This window comes from Flavobacterium sp. GL_143, from assembly GCF_057834355.1.
The window spans coordinates 1,107,308-1,126,979 of the sequence record NZ_CM174401.1 but is presented as its reverse complement, the minus strand read 5'-3'; the positions used below and the strand labels follow the sequence as shown (position 1 = coordinate 1,126,979).

At 36.1% G+C, this 19,672-nt stretch carries 14 protein-coding genes, 2 tRNA genes and 3 rRNA genes; 6 read left to right on the top strand and 13 right to left on the bottom strand.

Going from position 1 to position 19,672, the window contains the following annotated elements:
• Positions 1–192: 192 nt before the first annotated feature.
• The 7 genes from AC3IPI_RS04765 to metG all read right to left on the bottom strand — a co-directional run bounded on the left by AC3IPI_RS04765 (position 193) and on the right by metG (position 8,582).
• A complete protein-coding gene (locus AC3IPI_RS04765; protein ID WP_489157469.1) occupies positions 193–1,329 on the bottom strand; it encodes an OmpA family protein in 1,137 nt (378 codons plus the stop codon).
• A gap of 166 nt (positions 1,330–1,495) precedes the next feature.
• On the bottom strand, positions 1,496–2,125 hold the full coding sequence (locus AC3IPI_RS04760) for a CatA-like O-acetyltransferase (RefSeq protein WP_489157467.1): 630 nt from the start codon (positions 2,123–2,125) through the stop codon (positions 1,496–1,498).
• The gene (locus AC3IPI_RS04755) at positions 2,125–2,832 is read right to left on the bottom strand and encodes an HAD family hydrolase (RefSeq protein ID WP_039116599.1); all 708 of its coding nucleotides are present in this window, start codon (positions 2,830–2,832) and stop codon (positions 2,125–2,127) included. The genes AC3IPI_RS04760 and AC3IPI_RS04755 overlap by 1 nt, the downstream gene beginning before the upstream one ends.
• Before the next feature lie 500 nt (positions 2,833–3,332).
• A complete protein-coding gene (locus tag AC3IPI_RS04750) occupies positions 3,333–4,220 on the bottom strand; it encodes a DMT family transporter (RefSeq protein WP_489157464.1) in 888 nt (295 codons plus the stop codon).
• 197 nt (positions 4,221–4,417) lie between these two features.
• Positions 4,418–5,854 (bottom strand): hypothetical protein, encoded by a 1,437-nt coding sequence (locus tag AC3IPI_RS04745; RefSeq protein ID WP_489157462.1) that lies wholly within the window; start codon positions 5,852–5,854, stop codon positions 4,418–4,420.
• A gap of 140 nt (positions 5,855–5,994) precedes the next feature.
• Positions 5,995–6,270 carry a hypothetical protein gene (locus tag AC3IPI_RS04740; RefSeq protein ID WP_489157460.1) on the bottom strand — a complete coding sequence of 92 codons (276 nt, stop codon included), beginning with the start codon at positions 6,268–6,270 and terminating at the stop codon, positions 5,995–5,997.
• Positions 6,271–6,524: 254 nt separating this feature from the next.
• Positions 6,525–8,582 (bottom strand): methionine--tRNA ligase, encoded by a 2,058-nt coding sequence (gene metG / locus AC3IPI_RS04735; RefSeq protein WP_039116590.1) that lies wholly within the window; start codon positions 8,580–8,582, stop codon positions 6,525–6,527.
• Positions 8,583–9,161: 579 nt separating this feature from the next.
• On the opposite strand from metG, the gene AC3IPI_RS04730 reads away from it, so the two are divergent.
• From AC3IPI_RS04730 to rrf, 6 genes are all read left to right on the top strand, one after another.
• Positions 9,162–9,389 carry a CDGSH iron-sulfur domain-containing protein gene (locus AC3IPI_RS04730; protein WP_039116640.1) on the top strand — a complete coding sequence of 76 codons (228 nt, stop codon included), beginning with the start codon at positions 9,162–9,164 and terminating at the stop codon, positions 9,387–9,389.
• A gap of 905 nt (positions 9,390–10,294) precedes the next feature.
• Positions 10,295–11,808 (top strand): 16S ribosomal RNA (locus AC3IPI_RS04725).
• Between the two features lie 120 nt (positions 11,809–11,928).
• Positions 11,929–12,002: transfer RNA gene (locus AC3IPI_RS04720), tRNA-Ile, on the top strand.
• A 157-nt stretch (positions 12,003–12,159) separates the two neighbouring features.
• Positions 12,160–12,233 (top strand) — tRNA-Ala (locus AC3IPI_RS04715).
• Positions 12,234–12,423: 190 nt separating this feature from the next.
• Positions 12,424–15,308 (top strand): 23S ribosomal RNA (locus AC3IPI_RS04710).
• A 167-nt stretch (positions 15,309–15,475) separates the two neighbouring features.
• Positions 15,476–15,585, top strand: a 5S ribosomal RNA gene (gene rrf, locus AC3IPI_RS04705).
• Together the 16S, 23S and 5S rRNA genes with 2 tRNA genes alongside form the textbook arrangement of a ribosomal RNA operon.
• Positions 15,586–15,994: 409 nt before the next feature.
• Here the strand turns inward: rrf and AC3IPI_RS04700 are convergent.
• From AC3IPI_RS04700 to AC3IPI_RS04675, 6 genes are all read right to left on the bottom strand, one after another.
• Complete coding sequence (locus tag AC3IPI_RS04700; protein WP_489157457.1) at positions 15,995–16,420, bottom strand: hypothetical protein; 426 nt, start codon at positions 16,418–16,420, stop codon at positions 15,995–15,997.
• A 64-nt stretch (positions 16,421–16,484) separates the two neighbouring features.
• On the bottom strand, positions 16,485–17,387 hold the full coding sequence (locus AC3IPI_RS04695; RefSeq protein ID WP_489157455.1) for a PhzF family phenazine biosynthesis protein: 903 nt from the start codon (positions 17,385–17,387) through the stop codon (positions 16,485–16,487).
• Positions 17,388–17,467: 80 nt separating this feature from the next.
• Positions 17,468–17,953 carry a hypothetical protein gene (locus AC3IPI_RS04690; RefSeq protein WP_489157453.1) on the bottom strand — a complete coding sequence of 162 codons (486 nt, stop codon included), beginning with the start codon at positions 17,951–17,953 and terminating at the stop codon, positions 17,468–17,470.
• A 93-nt stretch (positions 17,954–18,046) separates the two neighbouring features.
• Positions 18,047–18,475 (bottom strand): hypothetical protein, encoded by a 429-nt coding sequence (locus AC3IPI_RS04685; protein ID WP_489157451.1) that lies wholly within the window; start codon positions 18,473–18,475, stop codon positions 18,047–18,049.
• Between the two features lie 89 nt (positions 18,476–18,564).
• The gene (locus AC3IPI_RS04680) at positions 18,565–19,326 is read right to left on the bottom strand and encodes an MBL fold metallo-hydrolase (RefSeq protein ID WP_489157449.1); all 762 of its coding nucleotides are present in this window, start codon (positions 19,324–19,326) and stop codon (positions 18,565–18,567) included.
• 4 nt (positions 19,327–19,330) lie between these two features.
• Complete coding sequence (locus AC3IPI_RS04675) at positions 19,331–19,663, bottom strand: hypothetical protein (protein WP_039118121.1); 333 nt, start codon at positions 19,661–19,663, stop codon at positions 19,331–19,333.
• Between the last annotated feature and the right edge of the window lie 9 nt (positions 19,664–19,672).

Below are 19,672 nucleotides of genomic sequence, written 5' to 3'. Positions count from 1 at the left end.
AGGAAACCTTAATCTTTATTAGAAACAATTCAGATTCAGACTAAATACAACATCGTTTCGTTATTGCTCATAATGAGTCTTATACAACTATAGTAAGATAGAGAGTGGATCATGATTAAATAAAATTTTTGAGGCATAAAAAAAGCCCTAAAAGATTTGTCTTTTAGGGCTTGAGAGTTTATTAAAAAGAATTTATTTTACTTGGAAAGTAACTCTTCTTGCCAATCTTCTAGCTTCTTCTGAGTTTTTCTCGATAGATGTATCAGCACCTTTACCAACTACATTTAATCTTGAAGATGAAATACCAGCTTTTTCAAAAATAGTTTTTACGTTATTAGCTCTTAAGTTTGATAATTTATCGTTGTAATCTGATTTACCAACTTGATCAGCATAACCAATTATGTCAAGAGTAGTTGATGGATTTTTTCTTAAATAAGTTAAAATAACATCGATAGCTGCAGTAGAATTCTCTATTGGAGTCGATTTGTTAAAATCAAAATAAACACTGTAATATTTATCGTTGATCATTTCTTTAACAAGATCCTTTTCAGGTACTATTGGAGCAATTACTGATTTTTCTACAATTACTTGTTTCTCAGGAATTTTATTTATTTGAGTTTGAAGGTCAGCTACTTTGTTTTCTAATGCAGAAACATCAGCATCTTGAGTAAGTACAACCCAGTCAGCATGTTTTTCATTTTTACCTAAGTAAATGTTTAAACCTACTGTACCAGTAAATAAAATTCCAGAAAATGATCTTGATGACTTAATAGGTGTACCGTCAAAAGTAGCATTTTGATCTGCGATAAAACTAGTCGTGAAATCTCCTGTTAAAGCAAGTCTATTAGATAATTTAATCTGACCAGTAATACCAGCCATCACATTACCTACCCAGTCTTTATAATCAGACTTGTCGCTTTCAAATCGACCTACGCCAACTCCAGCATGTCCTAATAAACCAATTGTATTAGTCCAAGTTTCAAAATTCATAATTCTACCTAAGTTTGCAACACCTTGTAAACCGAATCTGTAATATTTAGTACTAAAATCAAGTGATTGTTTACCATCCTCAAAACTGTTGTATCCTAAATCGGCTTTTAAACCAAATTTGTTATTAAACATGTATCGAGCTCCTAAATCAACTGTAAACGGACTTATTACAGAAGTAGAATAACCAGCAGCAAAAGGACGTTGCGGTTTGTTAAAACCACCATCAAATTCTATAGACCATTTATTGTAATTATTTTCAGTTGTTTTTTCTGTTTTTGTCTGTGCATGTAAGTTCGATGCACCTATTGCAAAAGCCAGAATGATTGTAATTTTTTTCATTTTAATTTGGAATTTTAAATTTGTCCAAACAAACAAAATTATCAGAAAATTCCGTATCCTAAAGAAGGTATAAAAGTAATAAGATAAGACAAAAACAAGAATCTGTAATTTAATAAAAAAGTCAGCTATATGGCTGACCTTTAGATGTTATGGTGATTTTATTCGATTATGTGTTCATTAATTCTTGAAAATAATCTATAAACTGTCCTACATGTAAGGCATCCATTAAGCCATGATGTACATGAATAGACATAGAAATAGTTCTTTTTCCGGTTTCAGAAATCATCATTTTTCCAAAGGAAACTTTTGGGCAACTATCTGGAAAAGTATAACTTCTGGCATGAGATAGAGAAGTGAAATTGATCCAGGGAATTGCCGAAAAATGAATGAGATTATCCTCACTAAATGTTCGGGTAAAAAGTCCCGTTGTATTTTGTATACGCTCGATTTCAGATAATGCAATTTGCTCAAAGATTTTAAAATCCGGATTAAACTCAATTAAAGAGAATCCAAAAGTGCCATCTTCACGACCAATTGTTGCTGAACCATTAATGCTATCGTGTATATAAACCTGATCTTCGACAATACGATACTTAAAAGGTTCAATTGCATTTATAGCAACTAATGTTTTATGCAGATAATAAATAAAAAAAGAAGAATTTAATTTCTTCGCATTCGCGTAAGCAATCGTACAATCAATCTCGACAGTTACTCCAAAAAAGGGCTCATCCATTTGCTTGAAAAACAGAAAATGTTCTTTCCTGTTCCAAGTTTCCAGATCCAAAAGGGTTTTCATTATATTAATTTATTTACTACGTCGGTTATTTTTTCAAAAGCGAAGAAGTTTTCGTGTTCTACTTTATGACTAATCTTCTCATGTTCCCAAGTTGTATGAAACGGAATATGTACCGCATATCCTCCAATTCCTAAAACAGGTAAAACATCCGATTTTAATGAATTTCCAATCATTAAGAATTCATCAGCTTTAATATCCAAACGCTTTAATAGTTTTTCATAATCAATTTCTTGCTTGTCTGACATTACTTCGATATGGTGAAAATAGTGACCCAAACCAGAACGATGTAATTTACTATGTTGATCTTTTAAGTCACCTTTTGTAGCAACAACAAGTTTGTACTTGCCATGAAGCGCTTTTAGAGTTTCTTCAACACCATCTAGCAAATCGATTGGTTTCTCGAGCAATTCTTTTCCGTACTCAATGATTTTTCCAATAACCTCGATAGAAATCGTATTATTCGAAATTTGTATTGCTGCTTCAATCATCGAAAGGATATATCCTTTAATTCCGTAACCATATAAAGATAGATTCTGAATTTCGGTTTTAAATAATTCCTGTGATAAACCTTGATGCGAAAGATAATCTTCCATCAACACACAAAATTTTTGTTCCGTTTCCTGAAAATAAGGTTCGTTTACAAATAAAGTATCATCGGCATCAAATGCGATTACTTTAAGTTTTGATATTTTGTCTTTATGTAACATTTAAAATTTTGTTTAAAGGTTGAAGTTTTGTTCGTTTAAATTCTTTTGCCACAGATTAAATAGATTTTAAGGATTAAAAATCAATCTGCTTAATCTGCCAAATCTGCGAGAACATTTTTCGTTAAAAATTAAAAAATCCGTTTTTATCTGCGTTTTCGCTTTAGCGAATCTGTTTAATCTGCGTTCTATTTTTTTGCCACAGATTAAATGGATTTTAAAGAACTAAAAAATAATCTGCTCAATCTGCCAAATCTGCGAGAAACTTTATCGTTAAAAATTAAAATCCGTTTTTATTTGTGTTTTCGCTTTAGCGAATCTGTTTAATCTGCGTTCTATTTTTTTGCCACAGATTAAATGGATTTTAAAAAACTAAAAAATAATCTGCTCAATCTGCCAAATCTGCGAGAAACTTTATCGTTAAAAATTAAAAAATCCGTTTTTATCTGTGTTTTCGCTTTAGCGAATCTGTTTAATCCGCGTTCTACTTTCGCATCCCAATTCTAATTCTTAGAAAGCAGTTTCTTAATTGAAATAGTTTTATCGTAAAACGTAATCCGAATTCCGAATAACAAAATAATTCCACCGAAAATCATCTGTAAAGTTATTTTTTCTTCTAAGAATAACCAAGCCAATATCGAAGTTAGTACCGCCTGGCTTAATAAACTTAGAGAAACTCTTGTAGCTCGCATATGTTGAGTAGCATAACTTATCGAGAGCCAAGCACACAACTGACAAATTACAGCCTGAAGGACTAATACAAACCATCCGGTATTTGAAAATCCAGTAAAAGGCTCGTTTAAGGCATAACAAAGAATCCCCAAATAAAGACTTGAAGTCAATAAACTAATAGTCATAAATGATAAAACATCAACTTCTGTAAGGACATTTTTGCTCACCAAAAGATAAATCGAATATAAAATCCCTGATAAAACAGCTAACAGAAAAGCCTGATCAAAATTCAATTCCAGGAAAAAATTAAAACCAACTAAAGTAATCATTCCAAATAATGCTACAACAGTTCCAATCCAGAAATTAGTTGCTGGTCTTACTTTCAAAAAGAAAAAAGAGCCAATCCCAACCCAAAGAGGAGATAAATTGGTAAGCAATGAAGCTTGTGTTGCACTCGATTCTTGTATGGCAATATTCCAAACAGCAACATCAGACGAGAATAATACGCCACAAAGTGCAGCTAAAAGCACAAATTTCGTTTTTGGAAGTTTAAAACTTTTAGTGATAAGCACATAAGGTAAAAGCAATATTATAGCAAACGTCATGCGATAAAAAGCCGAAATTAATCCAGGTGCTAGTTTCAATTTAACCAATATAGGAAAAATAGATATGCAGAGTATTCCACAGATTAATGCTAATCTTGGTTTTGTAATTTTCATTTTTAAAGTTTTTCAAGCTTAGTACAATATACTTAATTAAGCTTTTAAATTATGCCTTTCGGGAAGTGTTTTTTTTGGGCAAAAATACAGCAAATTAAAATTATTTGCGATGTGTTTAAAAGTAAAAAACGCGTGAATCAATTAATAGATTCACGCGGTTAGTATTCGAAATTAAAAAGTAAGAACAGAGATAGATTTTAGTCTACAAATTTTCTTATAATATATTCTTTAGTCTTATTATCATAATAGCCCAAATAATAAGAGTCAGTTTTAAATAGTGTTTGTGAGGATACATCATTATTGTCATCAAAAAAAGTTCGAATCTTATCAAATGCTAACGGTTGTAAATCTCCTTTTATGTGATTTCCTTCATTGTCGAATAGACCTTCAACTTTAACTACTTTTTTGTTAGAATAGGAATTAAAGCTTTCCATTGTCGGGCTAAAAAACACAGCTCCAGCTATTGCACCAATAAGTCCAAATTGATTCATTGCCGCTTGACCGCCAGATTGCTGTCCTGCAGATACACCTCCAAAAGTTATCAAAGTGCTTTCTCCCATATGGTAACAAGAAATAGCAGTGTTTAAATTGTTTATTTTTCGTATAAATTGAGAGCTGTTATCCAGAGTTCTTTTTCCTCCAAAAGCTCCACCTTCCTGATAAATTTCAGAATTTTTAAAGTCGATCGGATTAGCTGCATTGGCGAAGTATTCTTTTATTATATTATCGTCTAAATCTTTTATTGTAAAATAAAACAATTCAGAAGAGGTTTTTACCTGATATAGTTTATTGTCAAAAAAGAATGAGTTAGAATTCAGAAAATAGCGCTCATTCACACCTATTGAATGTTTTTTCACCATTCTTTCAGTAGCAATAAAACGATCTAAATCAATACGAATAACTTGAGTATAGTCGATATTAGCATCAAGAGTTATTACGATTTGTTTATTATCAAAATAGCATTTTCTCTTTTTTGCAGCATCGGTTAAAGAAGTTGGATTTTTAACATTGATATTTTGCAATGTAAAAGGAATTTCAAAAGGAAGCAGGTTTTCTTCAAAAACGCCATATAAATCTGTTCTGGTATAACCATATCTAAAAAAACGAAATCCATCTAAATTGATTATTTGCTCTTTATGATTACCATCTTTGTCAAAAATATGAAGCTTGAAATTATTGCTTTTTTTGATAACGCTTAAAATATAGAAATTTTCATTTCCACTAAATTTTTGCAAAATCTTTTCATTTTTAAAAAGAAGGGTATATTGTTGCGTTATTATTTTTCGACTATTAAAGTCATACAATTGAGTAAAAATATCTTCATAATCGTTTGATGCCCAAAATAATCTTGTATTATCATTACTAATATTGTTACCAATCATATTAGAGTACATCTTAGTGTTTGGTCTTTCAGTAGAAATACTGTCTATAATTTGCATTTTTTCGTTAAGACGAATAGCTTTTACCTTTACTTTATCACTAACAAATAATGTAACTTCTTTTTTATCATCATTTATAGTCTGAAAAACATCACGGTTCTTCTTTAAATCAACAGTTGTAGAGCTTACGATTTCTTGCGAGAAAGAAGCCAAACTATTTAAAAACAAATAGGTAAGGAGTAATTTTTTAAGCATTTTTAATTTATTGGAGGTTTGATTTTTGTCTGGCTAATATCTTGTTTTTCTCTTAAATATAATTAGGTAAGAAAAGTTTTTTTTTAAAGTAAAAAACGCGTGAATCAATTAAGAAATTCACGCGTTTTATTATTTTAATCTCAGACATTAACCATTTTATTACAAGCTTTTTCTATTTGTTTATCCGAAAAAGGCTCAAGTGATTTGGCGAGCATCCGACTAGTTTTTATGCAACCAATCATTTTAGTTCTGATATCGAGATTATTCCCAATTTCAGATTCTAGAATCAACCCGAATATTTCAGTTAAATATTCGGGTTGATTTCTAAATTCACCTTCAAGCCAAAGGGCAGAAAGGAAGTTTGCCACGGATGGCATTACATCATGATGTGATAGTTTTTGATTTTCTTTTGTCATAATCGAAAATATTAAACGCACGAAACCCTCGCTTTAGATGTGACAAAATACCCGTAAGGATAGATTTCCCATTGTTTCCACAGGGACATCATGGCGAGGGAATCGCTTATGTTAACTTTTAATAAAGTTTCAGGATTGCTCCTTAAGGTATTTTGTCTAGACAAACTTACAATTATAAATTCATAGCGCAGTAAAAAAATATAAGAATATGCTTTCTTTTTTTTACATTCTCACATCTGACATTTCCCAAAAAACTAATTTATCGTTTCTCCATTTGCAGCCTCGGCATCAGGATTTACAAAAACCAATTTTCCTTCAGCATTTGTAGTCATTAAGATCATACCTTGACTTTCAACGCCACGTAAAGCTCTTGGAGCTAAGTTTGCTAACACAGTTACGCGTTTTCCAACTATTTCTTCTGGCGAAAAACTCTCAGCAATTCCCGAAACAATCGTACGAACATCAATTCCAGTATCAACTTTCAGAATCAAAAGTTTATTAGCTTTCGGCATCTTTTCCGCTTCAAGGATAGTTCCTACACGCAAATCCATTTTGGCAAAATCCTCAAACTGAATCAAATCTTTCTGAGGTTCAGGTTGCTTGTTTTCAGCAAGATTAGCAGTTTTTGTAGCTTCTAGTTTATCTATTTGTTTCTGAATTTCTTCATCTTCAATCTTAGCAAAAAGTAATTCAGCTTCACCAATCTGGTGTCCAGCAGGAATTAAATCCGAAGTTTCAGCGATGTCACTCCATTTTAGTTTGCCTTCATTCTTTAATATTCTCGATAATTTAGTAGCAGTAAAAGGCAAGAACGGTTCAGATAAAATGCTCAACGCAGCAGCAATTTGTAATGCTACATACATCTGAGTTTTTACACGTTCCGGATTGTCTTTCATAACTTTCCACGGCTCCTCATCGGCAAGATATTTATTTCCTAAACGAGCAACATTCATTAGTTCACCCAATGCTTCACGGAATCTGTAACGTTCTACCGAACTAGAAATAACAGCAGGATATGCTTTTAATTCAGCTAGAGTAGCTTCGTCAATCTCCGTTAATTCATTTGGAGTAGGAATAAAACCGTCGTAATATTTATTAGTCAAAACTACAACACGATTAATAAAGTTACCAAAAACGGCAACCAATTCGTTGTTGTTTCTAGCCTGAAAATCTTTCCAGGTAAAATCATTATCTTTAGTTTCCGGAGCATTAGCTGTCAGTGCATAACGCAAAACATCTTGCTTCTCAGGAAAATCTTCTAAATATTCGTGTAACCAAACCGCCCAGTTCTTAGAAGTCGAAAGTTTGTTTCCTTCCAAATTCAAAAACTCATTTGCAGGAACGTTGTCTGGCAAAATATAACTTCCTTCAGCTTTAAGCATTGCAGGGAAAATAATACAGTGAAAAACAATATTGTCTTTTCCAATAAAATGTACCAGTTTCGTATCTTCATCCTTCCAGTACGGTTCCCAATCTTTCCCCTCACGTGCAGCCCATTCTTTGGTAGATGAGATGTAACCGATAGGAGCATCAAACCAAACATATAATTTTTTTCCTTCAGCACCTTCCACAGGAACATCAATTCCCCAGTCAAGGTCACGCGTTACAGCACGAGGTTCAAGTCCGCCATCAACCCATGATTTTACCTGACCATAAACATTAGGTTTCCAGTCGTTTTTATGTCCAACCAAAATCCATTCCGTCAGGAAATCAGTATATCTGTCTAGAGGTAAAAACCAGTGTTTAGTCGATTTTAAAATTGGAGTTTCACCAGTAATAGTCGATTTCGGGTTAATTAAATCAGTAGCATTAAGCGTCGATCCACATTTTTCACATTGATCACCATAAGCTTCCTCATTGCCACATTTAGGACAAGTCCCAACAACAAAACGATCTGCAAGAAACTGATTCGCTTTTGCATCATATAATTGTTCCGTTACTTCTTCAATAAAATCACCTTTATCATACAACGTTCTAAAAAATTCCGAAGCCGTATCATGATGAATTTTAGCCGAAGTTCTAGAATAATTATCAAAAGAAATTCCGAAATCGATAAAAGATTTACGGATAATTCCGTCATATTTGTTAATAACCTCTTGCGGAGTAATACCTTCCTTTTTAGCTTTCATAGAAATCGCCACACCGTGCTCATCGCTTCCGCAAATAAAAGCCACATCTTTCCCCTGCATACGTAAGTAGCGAGAATAAATGTCCGATGGCACGTAAACGCCCGCCAAATGGCCAATGTGTATCGGTCCGTTCGTATAAGGTAAAGCAGCAGTAATGGTATATCTCTTAGGATTTTGTAACATAAAATTGATTTTTATTTTTCTGATAAAGCCGTAATATAAGCCGACTTTAGGTTTTATTATGATAAATTCTGTGCAAAAATAAGCAATAGAATTGAGTCCCGACGCTTCGGGATATTCTTTTTTATCAGGAGCTATTTCCAGCTATCCACTTTATCTTTACTTGCCTAAAGAAGGCAAGCAAAGGATGCCGTTCCTATCTGGGCTAGAAAACACCAAGTTTTGTATATTATAAGGATAAAGACGAAGTGTAGCAGAGTCACAAAGTAACCAAACAACAAAAGTACTAAGTCGCAAACTTGTCAGACTGAGCGGAGCCGAAGTCTCATAAAAACCTTTGCGAATCTCTGTGGAGCCTTTGCGCAACTTTGTGTAATAGCTTTTCCGCAAAGAACCTCACGAAGAATTATTTAAAAAATCTTTGCGAACCTCTGCGTAGCCTTTGTGTGACTTCGTGTAATAGCTTACCTCATAAAGTAGAATTAATTTAAACTAAGCCTTCAATCCATAAAAACCACAATCTAATGCAAATCGTTCGGAATATATTTTGCAATCTTTGATGCAAAAAAAGAAAAGAACATTATGAGCAAGACTAAACTAATAATTAATAAAAACGGATCTATCAAGATAGAAGGTGATTTCGAAATATTGGATTCAGAAGGGACAGTTTACGGATTACAAGGAAGAGCAGCATTAGGGCTTTGTCGTTGTGGATTATCTGTCAACAAACCTTTTTGTGACGGTTCACACCGTAACAACTTCGAACACGATTCAAAAGCATTCGATTTGCCACCAATGAAAACGAATTAAGAATTCTATTTTCAAAAACCTAAGAAGAAGCCCTCTCATAATTATGAGAGGGCTTCTTCTTTTTATGTACCTAATATATAAGGAGTGTTTTTACCTTATATATAGGAGAGAGTTTATGCTATAATATATAGAAGTATGTTTTTCAGGAGCTATTTCCTGCTCCCGAAGCTTCGGGACGCTCCAGTGTTGCCCTTTTTAAAGGAAAAAGGCCAAGGATTTTCCCCGATGCTTCGTGGCTATCAGGGATAGGAAGCTCAAAATCTGCTCAATCTGCTAAATCTGCGAGAAACAAGAATGCGAGAAACCCTAAGAAATCCAGCAAAACCAAGGGAAAAACAGGTCAAATGCCCTAAAGTGCCCAAAGCAGATAGAAAACAACAAAAAATAACTGACCGTAAGGAGTGTGTTATCAGAGTATTAAGAAAAGAATAAAAAATAATCAAAAAATACTCTCTAAAAAGTATTGTTTAACTGAATAAAGGTGGTAGTTTTGCACCCGCAACAACGACAAACGTTCCTTTAAATACTGACAAGCAAGACGAATCAAATTAGAAATAAAATTCTAAAAAAAGATTTAGAAAAGCTTGTGAGAATGGAAAACGGATGTTACATTTGCACCCCGCAAAACAAGCAAAGTTCCTTGAAAGATTGATAAGAAAGAAGAAAACGGAGATGAAAATTTTCCAAAAAAAAACTTCACAAATTTCTTGCCAGTTAGAAAAGACTTTTCTACTTTTGCACCCGCTTTGAGAAACAAGCGATATTAAAAAAGAAGAACACGTTCCTAGACATATTGAATTGACAGCCGTTTTGAGAGAGATCTCAAAACAACAAAATAAGAGTAATAGAATCGATAGATTTGAAAAAACCGATAGAATCATTAGTCGAATATAATATTAAAATATACGATGAAGAGTTTGATCCTGGCTCAGGATGAACGCTAGCGGCAGGCTTAACACATGCAAGTCGAGGGGTATGCTTCTTCGGGAGCAGAGACCGGCGCACGGGTGCGTAACGCGTATGCAATCTACCTTTTACAGAGGGATAGCCCAGAGAAATTTGGATTAATACCTCATAGTATAATAGTTCGGCATCGAGCAATTATTAAAGTCACAACGGTAAAAGATGAGCATGCGTCCCATTAGCTAGTTGGTAAGGTAACGGCTTACCAAGGCTACGATGGGTAGGGGTCCTGAGAGGGAGATCCCCCACACTGGTACTGAGACACGGACCAGACTCCTACGGGAGGCAGCAGTGAGGAATATTGGACAATGGGCGCAAGCCTGATCCAGCCATGCCGCGTGCAGGATGACGGTCCTATGGATTGTAAACTGCTTTTGTACAGGAAGAAACAGTTCTACGTGTAGAACCTTGACGGTACTGTAAGAATAAGGATCGGCTAACTCCGTGCCAGCAGCCGCGGTAATACGGAGGATCCAAGCGTTATCCGGAATCATTGGGTTTAAAGGGTCCGTAGGCGGTTTAATAAGTCAGTGGTGAAAGCCCATCGCTCAACGGTGGAACGGCCATTGATACTGTTAAACTTGAATTATTAGGAAGTAACTAGAATATGTAGTGTAGCGGTGAAATGCTTAGAGATTACATGGAATACCAATTGCGAAGGCAGGTTACTACTAATTGATTGACGCTGATGGACGAAAGCGTGGGTAGCGAACAGGATTAGATACCCTGGTAGTCCACGCCGTAAACGATGGATACTAGCTGTTGGGAGCAATTTCAGTGGCTAAGCGAAAGTGATAAGTATCCCACCTGGGGAGTACGTTCGCAAGAATGAAACTCAAAGGAATTGACGGGGGCCCGCACAAGCGGTGGAGCATGTGGTTTAATTCGATGATACGCGAGGAACCTTACCAAGGCTTAAATGTAGATTGACCGTTTTGGAAACAGAACTTTCGCAAGACAATTTACAAGGTGCTGCATGGTTGTCGTCAGCTCGTGCCGTGAGGTGTCAGGTTAAGTCCTATAACGAGCGCAACCCCTGTTGTTAGTTGCCAGCGAGTCATGTCGGGAACTCTAACAAGACTGCCAGTGCAAACTGTGAGGAAGGTGGGGATGACGTCAAATCATCACGGCCCTTACGCCTTGGGCTACACACGTGCTACAATGGCCGGTACAGAGAGCAGCCACTGGGCGACCAGGAGCGAATCTATAAAACCGGTCACAGTTCGGATCGGAGTCTGCAACTCGACTCCGTGAAGCTGGAATCGCTAGTAATCGGATATCAGCCATGATCCGGTGAATACGTTCCCGGGCCTTGTACACACCGCCCGTCAAGCCATGGAAGCTGGGGGTGCCTGAAGTCGGTGACCGCAAGGAGCTGCCTAGGGTAAAACTGGTAACTAGGGCTAAGTCGTAACAAGGTAGCCGTACCGGAAGGTGCGGCTGGAACACCTCCTTTCTAGAGCCCTACATGTTAGCAGCAATGCACGTTAGGGAAAGAAGACGAATTGACCTATAGGTTAAATTGAAGATTATATTACTCTGCTGTTAGTTCAAATAATACAATTAAGTAAAACAGAGTCTCGTAGCTCAGCTGGTTAGAGTACTACACTGATAATGTAGGGGTCGGCAGTTCGAGTCTGCCCGGGACTACTTTTTTAGAGTTGTGAATTGATAATTATAAATTATGAATTTAAAACAAAAGAAAAGACTGTAAACTTAAAAAAAAAAGGAAATTTTAGAAGTTGAAAGATTAAGAATGATAAAGTTCATAATTTTTAATTCACGATTTTTAATTTTTAATTAAAATGGGGGATTAGCTCAGCTGGCTAGAGCGCCTGCCTTGCACGCAGGAGGTCAACGGTTCGACTCCGTTATTCTCCACTGATTTAGTTGTCAGTTGATGGTTTAAAGTTGATGGGTTTACCTAACAACTAACAACCAGATTCGAGCAACCAAATAAAAGTTCATTGACATATTGAGATAAGAAAATAATAAAAAGTAGAAAGCATTTTTTATTGAAAGTAGTGATACAGACGATAAAGAAAACGGTCTTGATTTATCAAGACTGGTACAATAAGCAAAATAAGGGCGTATGGGGGATGCCTTGGCTCTCAGAGGCGATGAAAGGCGTGATAAGCTGCGAAAAGTTACGGGGATCGGCACACACGAATTGATCCGTAAATACCTGAATGGGGCAACCCACTATGTTGAAGACATAGTACACCGATAGGTGGGCAAACCCGCTGAACTGAAACATCTAAGTAGGCGGAGGAGAAGAAAACAAAAGTGATTCCGTAAGTAGTGGCGAGCGAACGCGGATTAGCCCAAACCAATGTTGTTACGGCAATGTTGGGGTTGTAGGACCACGACATTTCTTGCACAAAGAATTAGAATCTACTGGAAAGTAGAACCATAGAGGGTGATAGTCCCGTATAGGTAATGAGTGTAAAGGATAGTGGTATCCTGAGTAGGGCGGGGCACGTGAAACCCTGTCTGAATTTGGCGGGACCATCCGCTAAGGCTAAATACTCCTGAGAGACCGATAGTGAACCAGTACCGTGAGGGAAAGGTGAAAAGAACCGTGAATAACGGAGTGAAATAGATCCTGAAACCATACGCTTACAAGCGGTCGGAGCCCTTTCGTGGGGTGACGGCGTGCCTTTTGCATAATGAGCCTACGAGTTAACGTTGCTGGCAAGGATAAGTGGTTAAGCCACGGATCCGTAGCGAAAGCGAGTCTGAATAGGGCGCTTTAGTCAGTAGTGTTAGACGCGAAACCGTGTGATCTACCCATGGGCAGGTTGAAGCTGTGGTAACACACAGTGGAGGACCGAACCGGTTGACGTTGAAAAGTCTTCGGATGACCTGTGGGTAGGGGTGAAAGGCCAATCAAACTCGGAAATAGCTCGTACTCCCCGAAATGCATTTAGGTGCAGCGTTGTGCATAAAGTTATATAGAGGTAGAGCTACTGATTGGATGCGGGGGCTTCACCGCCTACCAATTCCTGACAAACTCCGAATGCTATATAATGTTTCACAACAGTGAGGGCTTGGGTGCTAAGGTCCAAGTCCGAGAGGGAAAGAACCCAGACCATCAGCTAAGGTCCCCAAATATATGTTAAGTTGAAAGAACGAGGTTTGTCTGCCCAGACAGCTAGGATGTTGGCTTGGAAGCAGCCATTCATTTAAAGAGTGCGTAACAGCTCACTAGTCGAGCGGACGAGCATGGATAATAATCGGGCATAAACATATTACCGAAGCTATGGATTTTGACTTAGGTCAAAGTGGTAGGGGAGCATTCTAACAGGGTTGAAGGTGTGTCGTAAGGCATGCTGGACTGGTTAGAAAAGAAAATGTAGGCATAAGTAACGATAATGCGGGCGAGAAACCCGCACACCGAAAGACTAAGGTTTCCACAGCTATGCTAATCAGCTGTGGGTTAGTCGGGACCTAAGGCGAACCCGAAAGGGACAGTCGATGGACCACGGGTTAATATTCCCGTACTACTTATTACTGTGATGGGGTGACGGAGTGATGAAAGCGCCGCGAACTGACGGAATAGTTCGTTGAAGTACCTACCTATAAGCTGCGCAGGCAAATCCACGCGGCTTGGGGAAATACGATAGTACTCGGAGACTTCGGTCAAAGAGATAGTGCGCCTAAGGGCTTCCAAGAAAAACCTCTAAACTTCAGGTAATAAGTACCCGTACCGCAAACCGACACAGGTAGTCGAGGAGAGAATCCTAAGGTGCTCGAGAGATTCATGGCTAAGGAATTAGGCAAAATAGACCTGTAACTTCGGGAGAAAGGTCGCCAGCAGCAATGCTGGCCGCAGTGAAGAGGTCCAGGCGACTGTTTATCAAAAACACAGGGCTCTGCAAAATCGTAAGATGAAGTATAGGGCCTGACACCTGCCCGGTGCTGGAAGGTTAAGAGGAGATGTTATCTTCGGAGAAGCATTGAATTGAAGCCCCAGTAAACGGCGGCCGTAACTATAACGGTCCTAAGGTAGCGAAATTCCTTGTCGGGTAAGTTCCGACCTGCACGAATGGTGTAACGATCTGGACACTGTCTCAGCCATGAGCTCGGTGAAATTGTAGTAGCGGTGAAGATGCCGCTTACCCGCAGTGGGACGAAAAGACCCTGTGCACCTTTACTATAGCTTAGTATTGACCTTGGATAAATGATGTGTAGGATAGGTTGGAGACTGTGAAGTGGCGTCGCTAGGCGTTGTGGAGTCATTGTTGAAATACAACCCTTTGTTTATCTGAGGCCTAACCCCGCTCAAGCGGGGGACATTGCTTGGTGGGTAGTTTGACTGGGGTGGTCGCCTCCAAAAGAGTAACGGAGGCTTCTAAAGGTTCCCTCAGTACGCTTGGTAACCGTGCGTAGAGTGCAATGGCATAAGGGAGCTTGACTGAGAGACATACAGGTCGATCAGGTACGAAAGTAGAGCATAGTGATCCGGTGGTTCCGCATGGAAGGGCCATCGCTCAAAGGATAAAAGGTACGCCGGGGATAACAGGCTGATCTCCCCCAAGAGCTCATATCGACGGGGGGGTTTGGCACCTCGATGTCGGCTCGTCACATCCTGGGGCTGGAGAAGGTCCCAAGGGTTGGGCTGTTCGCCCATTAAAGTGGCACGCGAGCTGGGTTCAGAACGTCGTGAGACAGTTCGGTCTCTATCTACTGTGGGCGCAAGAAATTTGAGTGGATCTGATTCTAGTACGAGAGGACCGAATTGGACAAACCTCTAGTGTATCTGTTGTTCCGCCAGGAGCACCGCAGAGTAGCTACGTTTGGAAGGGATAAGCGCTGAAAGCATATAAGCGCGAAACCCACCACAAGATGAGATTTCTTTTAAGGATCGTGGGAGATGACCACGTTGATAGGCTATAGATGTAAAGGCAGTAATGTCATAGTCGAGTAGTACTAATAATCCGTAAGCTTATGTACGCTTTTCCCCACGCTTCGGCGTGGGGGAGAAACTTTCTAAAAAATACTTTTTTCTTTATCTCAGTGTGTTAAGATATTTGCTCGACGCAGAGCAGTTGATGGTTAATAGTTGATAGTTGCTGGAGAAATCCATCAACCGCCAACCAAAAACCAACAACTAACAACCTTAAGGTGGTTATTGCGGCGGGGCTCACCTCTTCCCATCCCGAACAGAGTAGTTAAGCCCGCCTGCGCAGATGGTACTGCAGTTATGTGGGAGAGTATGTCGTCGCCTTTCTTTAAAATCCTCATCAAGTATTGATGAGGATTTTTTTTTGGCTTAACTTTTTGGGATTTTGTGAAAAGTTGTTTCGCAAAAAGCGCAAAAGAAAACACAAAGGTTCGCAAAGTTTAATCAATAGCTTTTGCGAACCTTTGCGTTTTTCTCTTTCATACTCTGCGGTTAAAACCTGAAGTATTGTTTATGCTAAAAGAGCTTAGTGTCTGGTAATTTCTGAGAAACTATTTTAAGTTTTACTAGTAAAAAATCTTTGCGAGACTCTGTGTAAACTTTGTGAAGCTTTGCGGTATAATTTTAGCGCATTTATGGAGAATAAAAATTTAAATCTTACCCCTTAATTTTATTAATCTAAGTGTTGTAGTAATGAAATTGGTTCTAATAGATATAAATTTAGAGTAAACATAATTTATTTCGCTACTAACTTGTGCTTGCTGTTTTTTCTGTAAAAATAAGTTGAGATGTAGACAATTAATAGATATGGTGAGTAAATTAGAAAAAACATAAAAGCTTTAAGTGGCCAACCAATTCCTAGCGTATTTTTTTCTAGTTCTTTTACTTTATCTAAATTTTCAAGGGCTACGTTTTTAAATCTTTCAATATCGTTCATAGCATCAAAATCAAATCCATAATAAGAAAGTAGAATCTCATTTGAAAAGCTTCCCCACCATCCTACAATTAAAACGAGAATAAAAGTTGTTATGATGCTGGTGATTAAGTATGTGATGAATATGTTTTTAGTATTTCGTTTATATATTTTATTTAATATTACGATTGGTAAAACGATTAAAATTATTATTGATATAAATGTTATTGTTTTTATTATAATCTCCATGAAGTGGCTATGTTGGTAGTTGTAGGAAAGAATTAAAAAGAAATCTGATCTGGTTTGATTTTATCTAAATATAAAGTTCGCCACGCATTGTTATAGCTGAAGATCCACCAACTAAAATATCATTTTGTCTACTCATTATTTCTATTATTGAGGATTGATTTAATTTTACGCCTTGTAGAATCTTATATTCTTTGTTTGGTTGTGTATACTTATTTTTTGTCAAAAAACCGATTAGAGGGCCTGCAGCAGTTCCAGTAGCGGCATCTTCTTCTATTCCGATTATTGGATTGAAAAATCTGGCTTCAACAATATTATCTTGATCTTCATCAGTAATAGTAAAACAATAAAAACCTTCAAATTGATGTTCTTTTGAAATTTCGATTAAAAGTTTGTTGTCAGGAGTACAGCCGTTTAATAATTGGCTATTTCTAATCGGAACCATTACGTGCGAAACTTCTGTTTGTACCACAGTTGGAACGAGCATATTAACTTCTAAATCTTCTATTTTTAAACCTAATGCTATTGCTATTTTATAAGTAGGGACTTGGTGTTTTATAATAGCTTGTTTTTGATGCATTTGTACAATAGGATATTGTGTGACTGAATCAAAACTTGCTGTTACTCGTATCGGGGCATTTTTCATGATTACAAAACGATTGTTTTCATCTTGCTCATCAAATATTGGTATTTTTTTTAATAATGCACCACAAACGGCACCTAACAAATTGTGTCCAGCTCCGTCTATCTCAAAGCCTATTGGAGTAAAAGAACGCACATTAAGAGCCTTTTGTACTTTAGAATAATAAACAAATGAAGTCTCAGAATAACCAAATTCCTTTGCAATATTTTGATAAACTTCTAAGTTTAAATTTCCATCAGTAAAAACGACAGACAAAGGGTTTCCTTTGTAACTTGTATTAGAGAATACATCTAAAACATAGTATTCTAATGCTATTCTTCCCATCATTATTTATATTTTTAAATGCTTATTTTTTTGATATGTTCGCTTGTTAAAAATACAATTATAATAATTTATATCTAGTAGATTTATTCGTCTAATTCTTTCCAGCAAATGTCTATTTCTCGTTGAACTTGTTTTTCGAGTTTAGGAAGTTCATTTGTAACCCAAAACTGGCTTTCTCTAGTCAAATAATATTTGTCTTCGTTAAGTTTAAATTTCATGGTTTCTGTAATCATCGAAATCATTTCATGGACTTCTGATGTTCCATTTGCAAAATTTGGACCGACTAAATATTTTAAAATATCCTTTTCATATTTCGGTTTGTAGTATAAAATATGAGTAACTATAGGAAAATAGAAGTAAAAATAACTATAAGTATTTGAGTGATATTGGATTTTATTAAATTCGGAGATTAAAACATCAGATTGTAAATCGGGAGTTTCAGAATTCAATTCTTTTAATAATTCAAAAGTTTTTTTAGCACTTGTAGTTAAATCCCTCATTCTTTTAAGATATGAGAATGCTTTTTCAAATTCTGAGTTTTGATTGTTTATCCAATTAAAAGCGTTCAATTTAGTATTCGATTTAATGTTATGTGGTTTGAAATATGTACTAATTTAAAACAGAATACTGTAAAGTTTATATGAGATTTTGACAGTCGAGATCTATTGTTGAATACTTATTTTTAAATTACTGAAGTTGTTGATTTTTTCAAATTCAGTCATAAAAGAATTTACTTCTAGGATACTATCATTTTCTGCTTTCAATTTAAGTAAGTTAAATTCTTCTCCGCTTATTTCTCTAAAATAAGCTTGTGTTTCCATATTAGAAGCATTTGATGGATAATTTTCGGGTATTTCTTGTGCTGTTAACTTTCTTAATATTTTAGTGTAGATTTTATTTGATAGTTCAGTTTTAGAGATAGAAATTTCAATTATTAGTTGACTGTTTCTATTTAGATAATTCTGAATTCTTTCGTAAAATTCACTTTCACAATTTTTATTGGAGTCGAATAGATTTAATTTATGAAGAAGCTGAATTTTAAAATCACCAACATTTTCATAGTCTACTAATTTGATTTTTCGAGTGTCCATTTAAATCAATGTTATATAATTTTTTTAGAACAGATATAATTCTTGTATTCTGATTGAAAGTATTTAAGATGTTATCTTGTTTTGCTAGCTTAATTCTCGTAAAGTTTAAACTCTTCGATGTCATGATATCCAAAAACTGCTATTTCAGGATGCTCATTTATTAAATTTCTTATTTTATCTAAACTGTTTAATCTTAAATCATTGTTGTCTGCCCTCATTTTGGCTAACTGATTTACGGGATGCTCACTATCATTAAGTTCTAGTCTCATGTAATATGCGTCTGCAATGTAAAACATCCATTTGTTGTCTGTTTTTATTACTACGCCACAATGTCCTGAAGTATGTCCGAAAAGTGGAACAAGAAAAATTTCTGTTTCGGTATTTGTAATGACTTTTCTAGCTTCAAATCCGAACCAATTAAAGTCGGATTTTCCATAAGTTTTAATCGTTGGATTATGTGCTAATGGTGTTTTTAAGTATCTTGGATTTTCTGAATTGAAGTTTTCATATTCTTCGATTCCTACGTGAACTGTTGCATTAGGGAAATCGGCAAGGCCTCCTATGTGGTCGTTATCGAGATGGGAAATAACGCAATCAGTAACTTTTTCAGGGTCAAGTCCTAATTCCTCGATTTGCTTTATGGCGGTTTGATTTTCGTTAAAGCTATAGCCAACAATATCTATAAGTTGTTGGCCGATTCTTTCTAATGGTTTTTGGATGTCTAAAAGCCCAATGCCAGTATCAATTAAAAAGAGTTTATCATTCTCTTCAATCAATAGGCAATGTCCACAGACATTATCGTTAACTGGTGAAACAATTTTAACACAGTTTAAATGATGTATTTTTGGCATGCGGTTAATATGAAGCGTTAACTGTTTTTATAATTAAAACACCTACTCCCTCAGTATCTCCATAAAGACTAATTGCTTTTTGTCTGTCAACAGTTGTAATCTTTAGAATTTGATTTTTTGAAAATGTAAGTTTCTTTTTTTCTAAGTCTTGATAAGTATATGTTACTCCATCTACAATAAGCATTGGCTCATTTGTAATAACTTTATTAGTAGCCATTTGTATAATAGTATCTGAAAGATAGAGTCTTTCTGTTCCTTTATCTTGTAGTTCATATCGACTTTGAGAATACATTGAGAAGGATAAAAGTGAAATAGCTGCAATAAAAATTTTTTTCATAGGTATAAT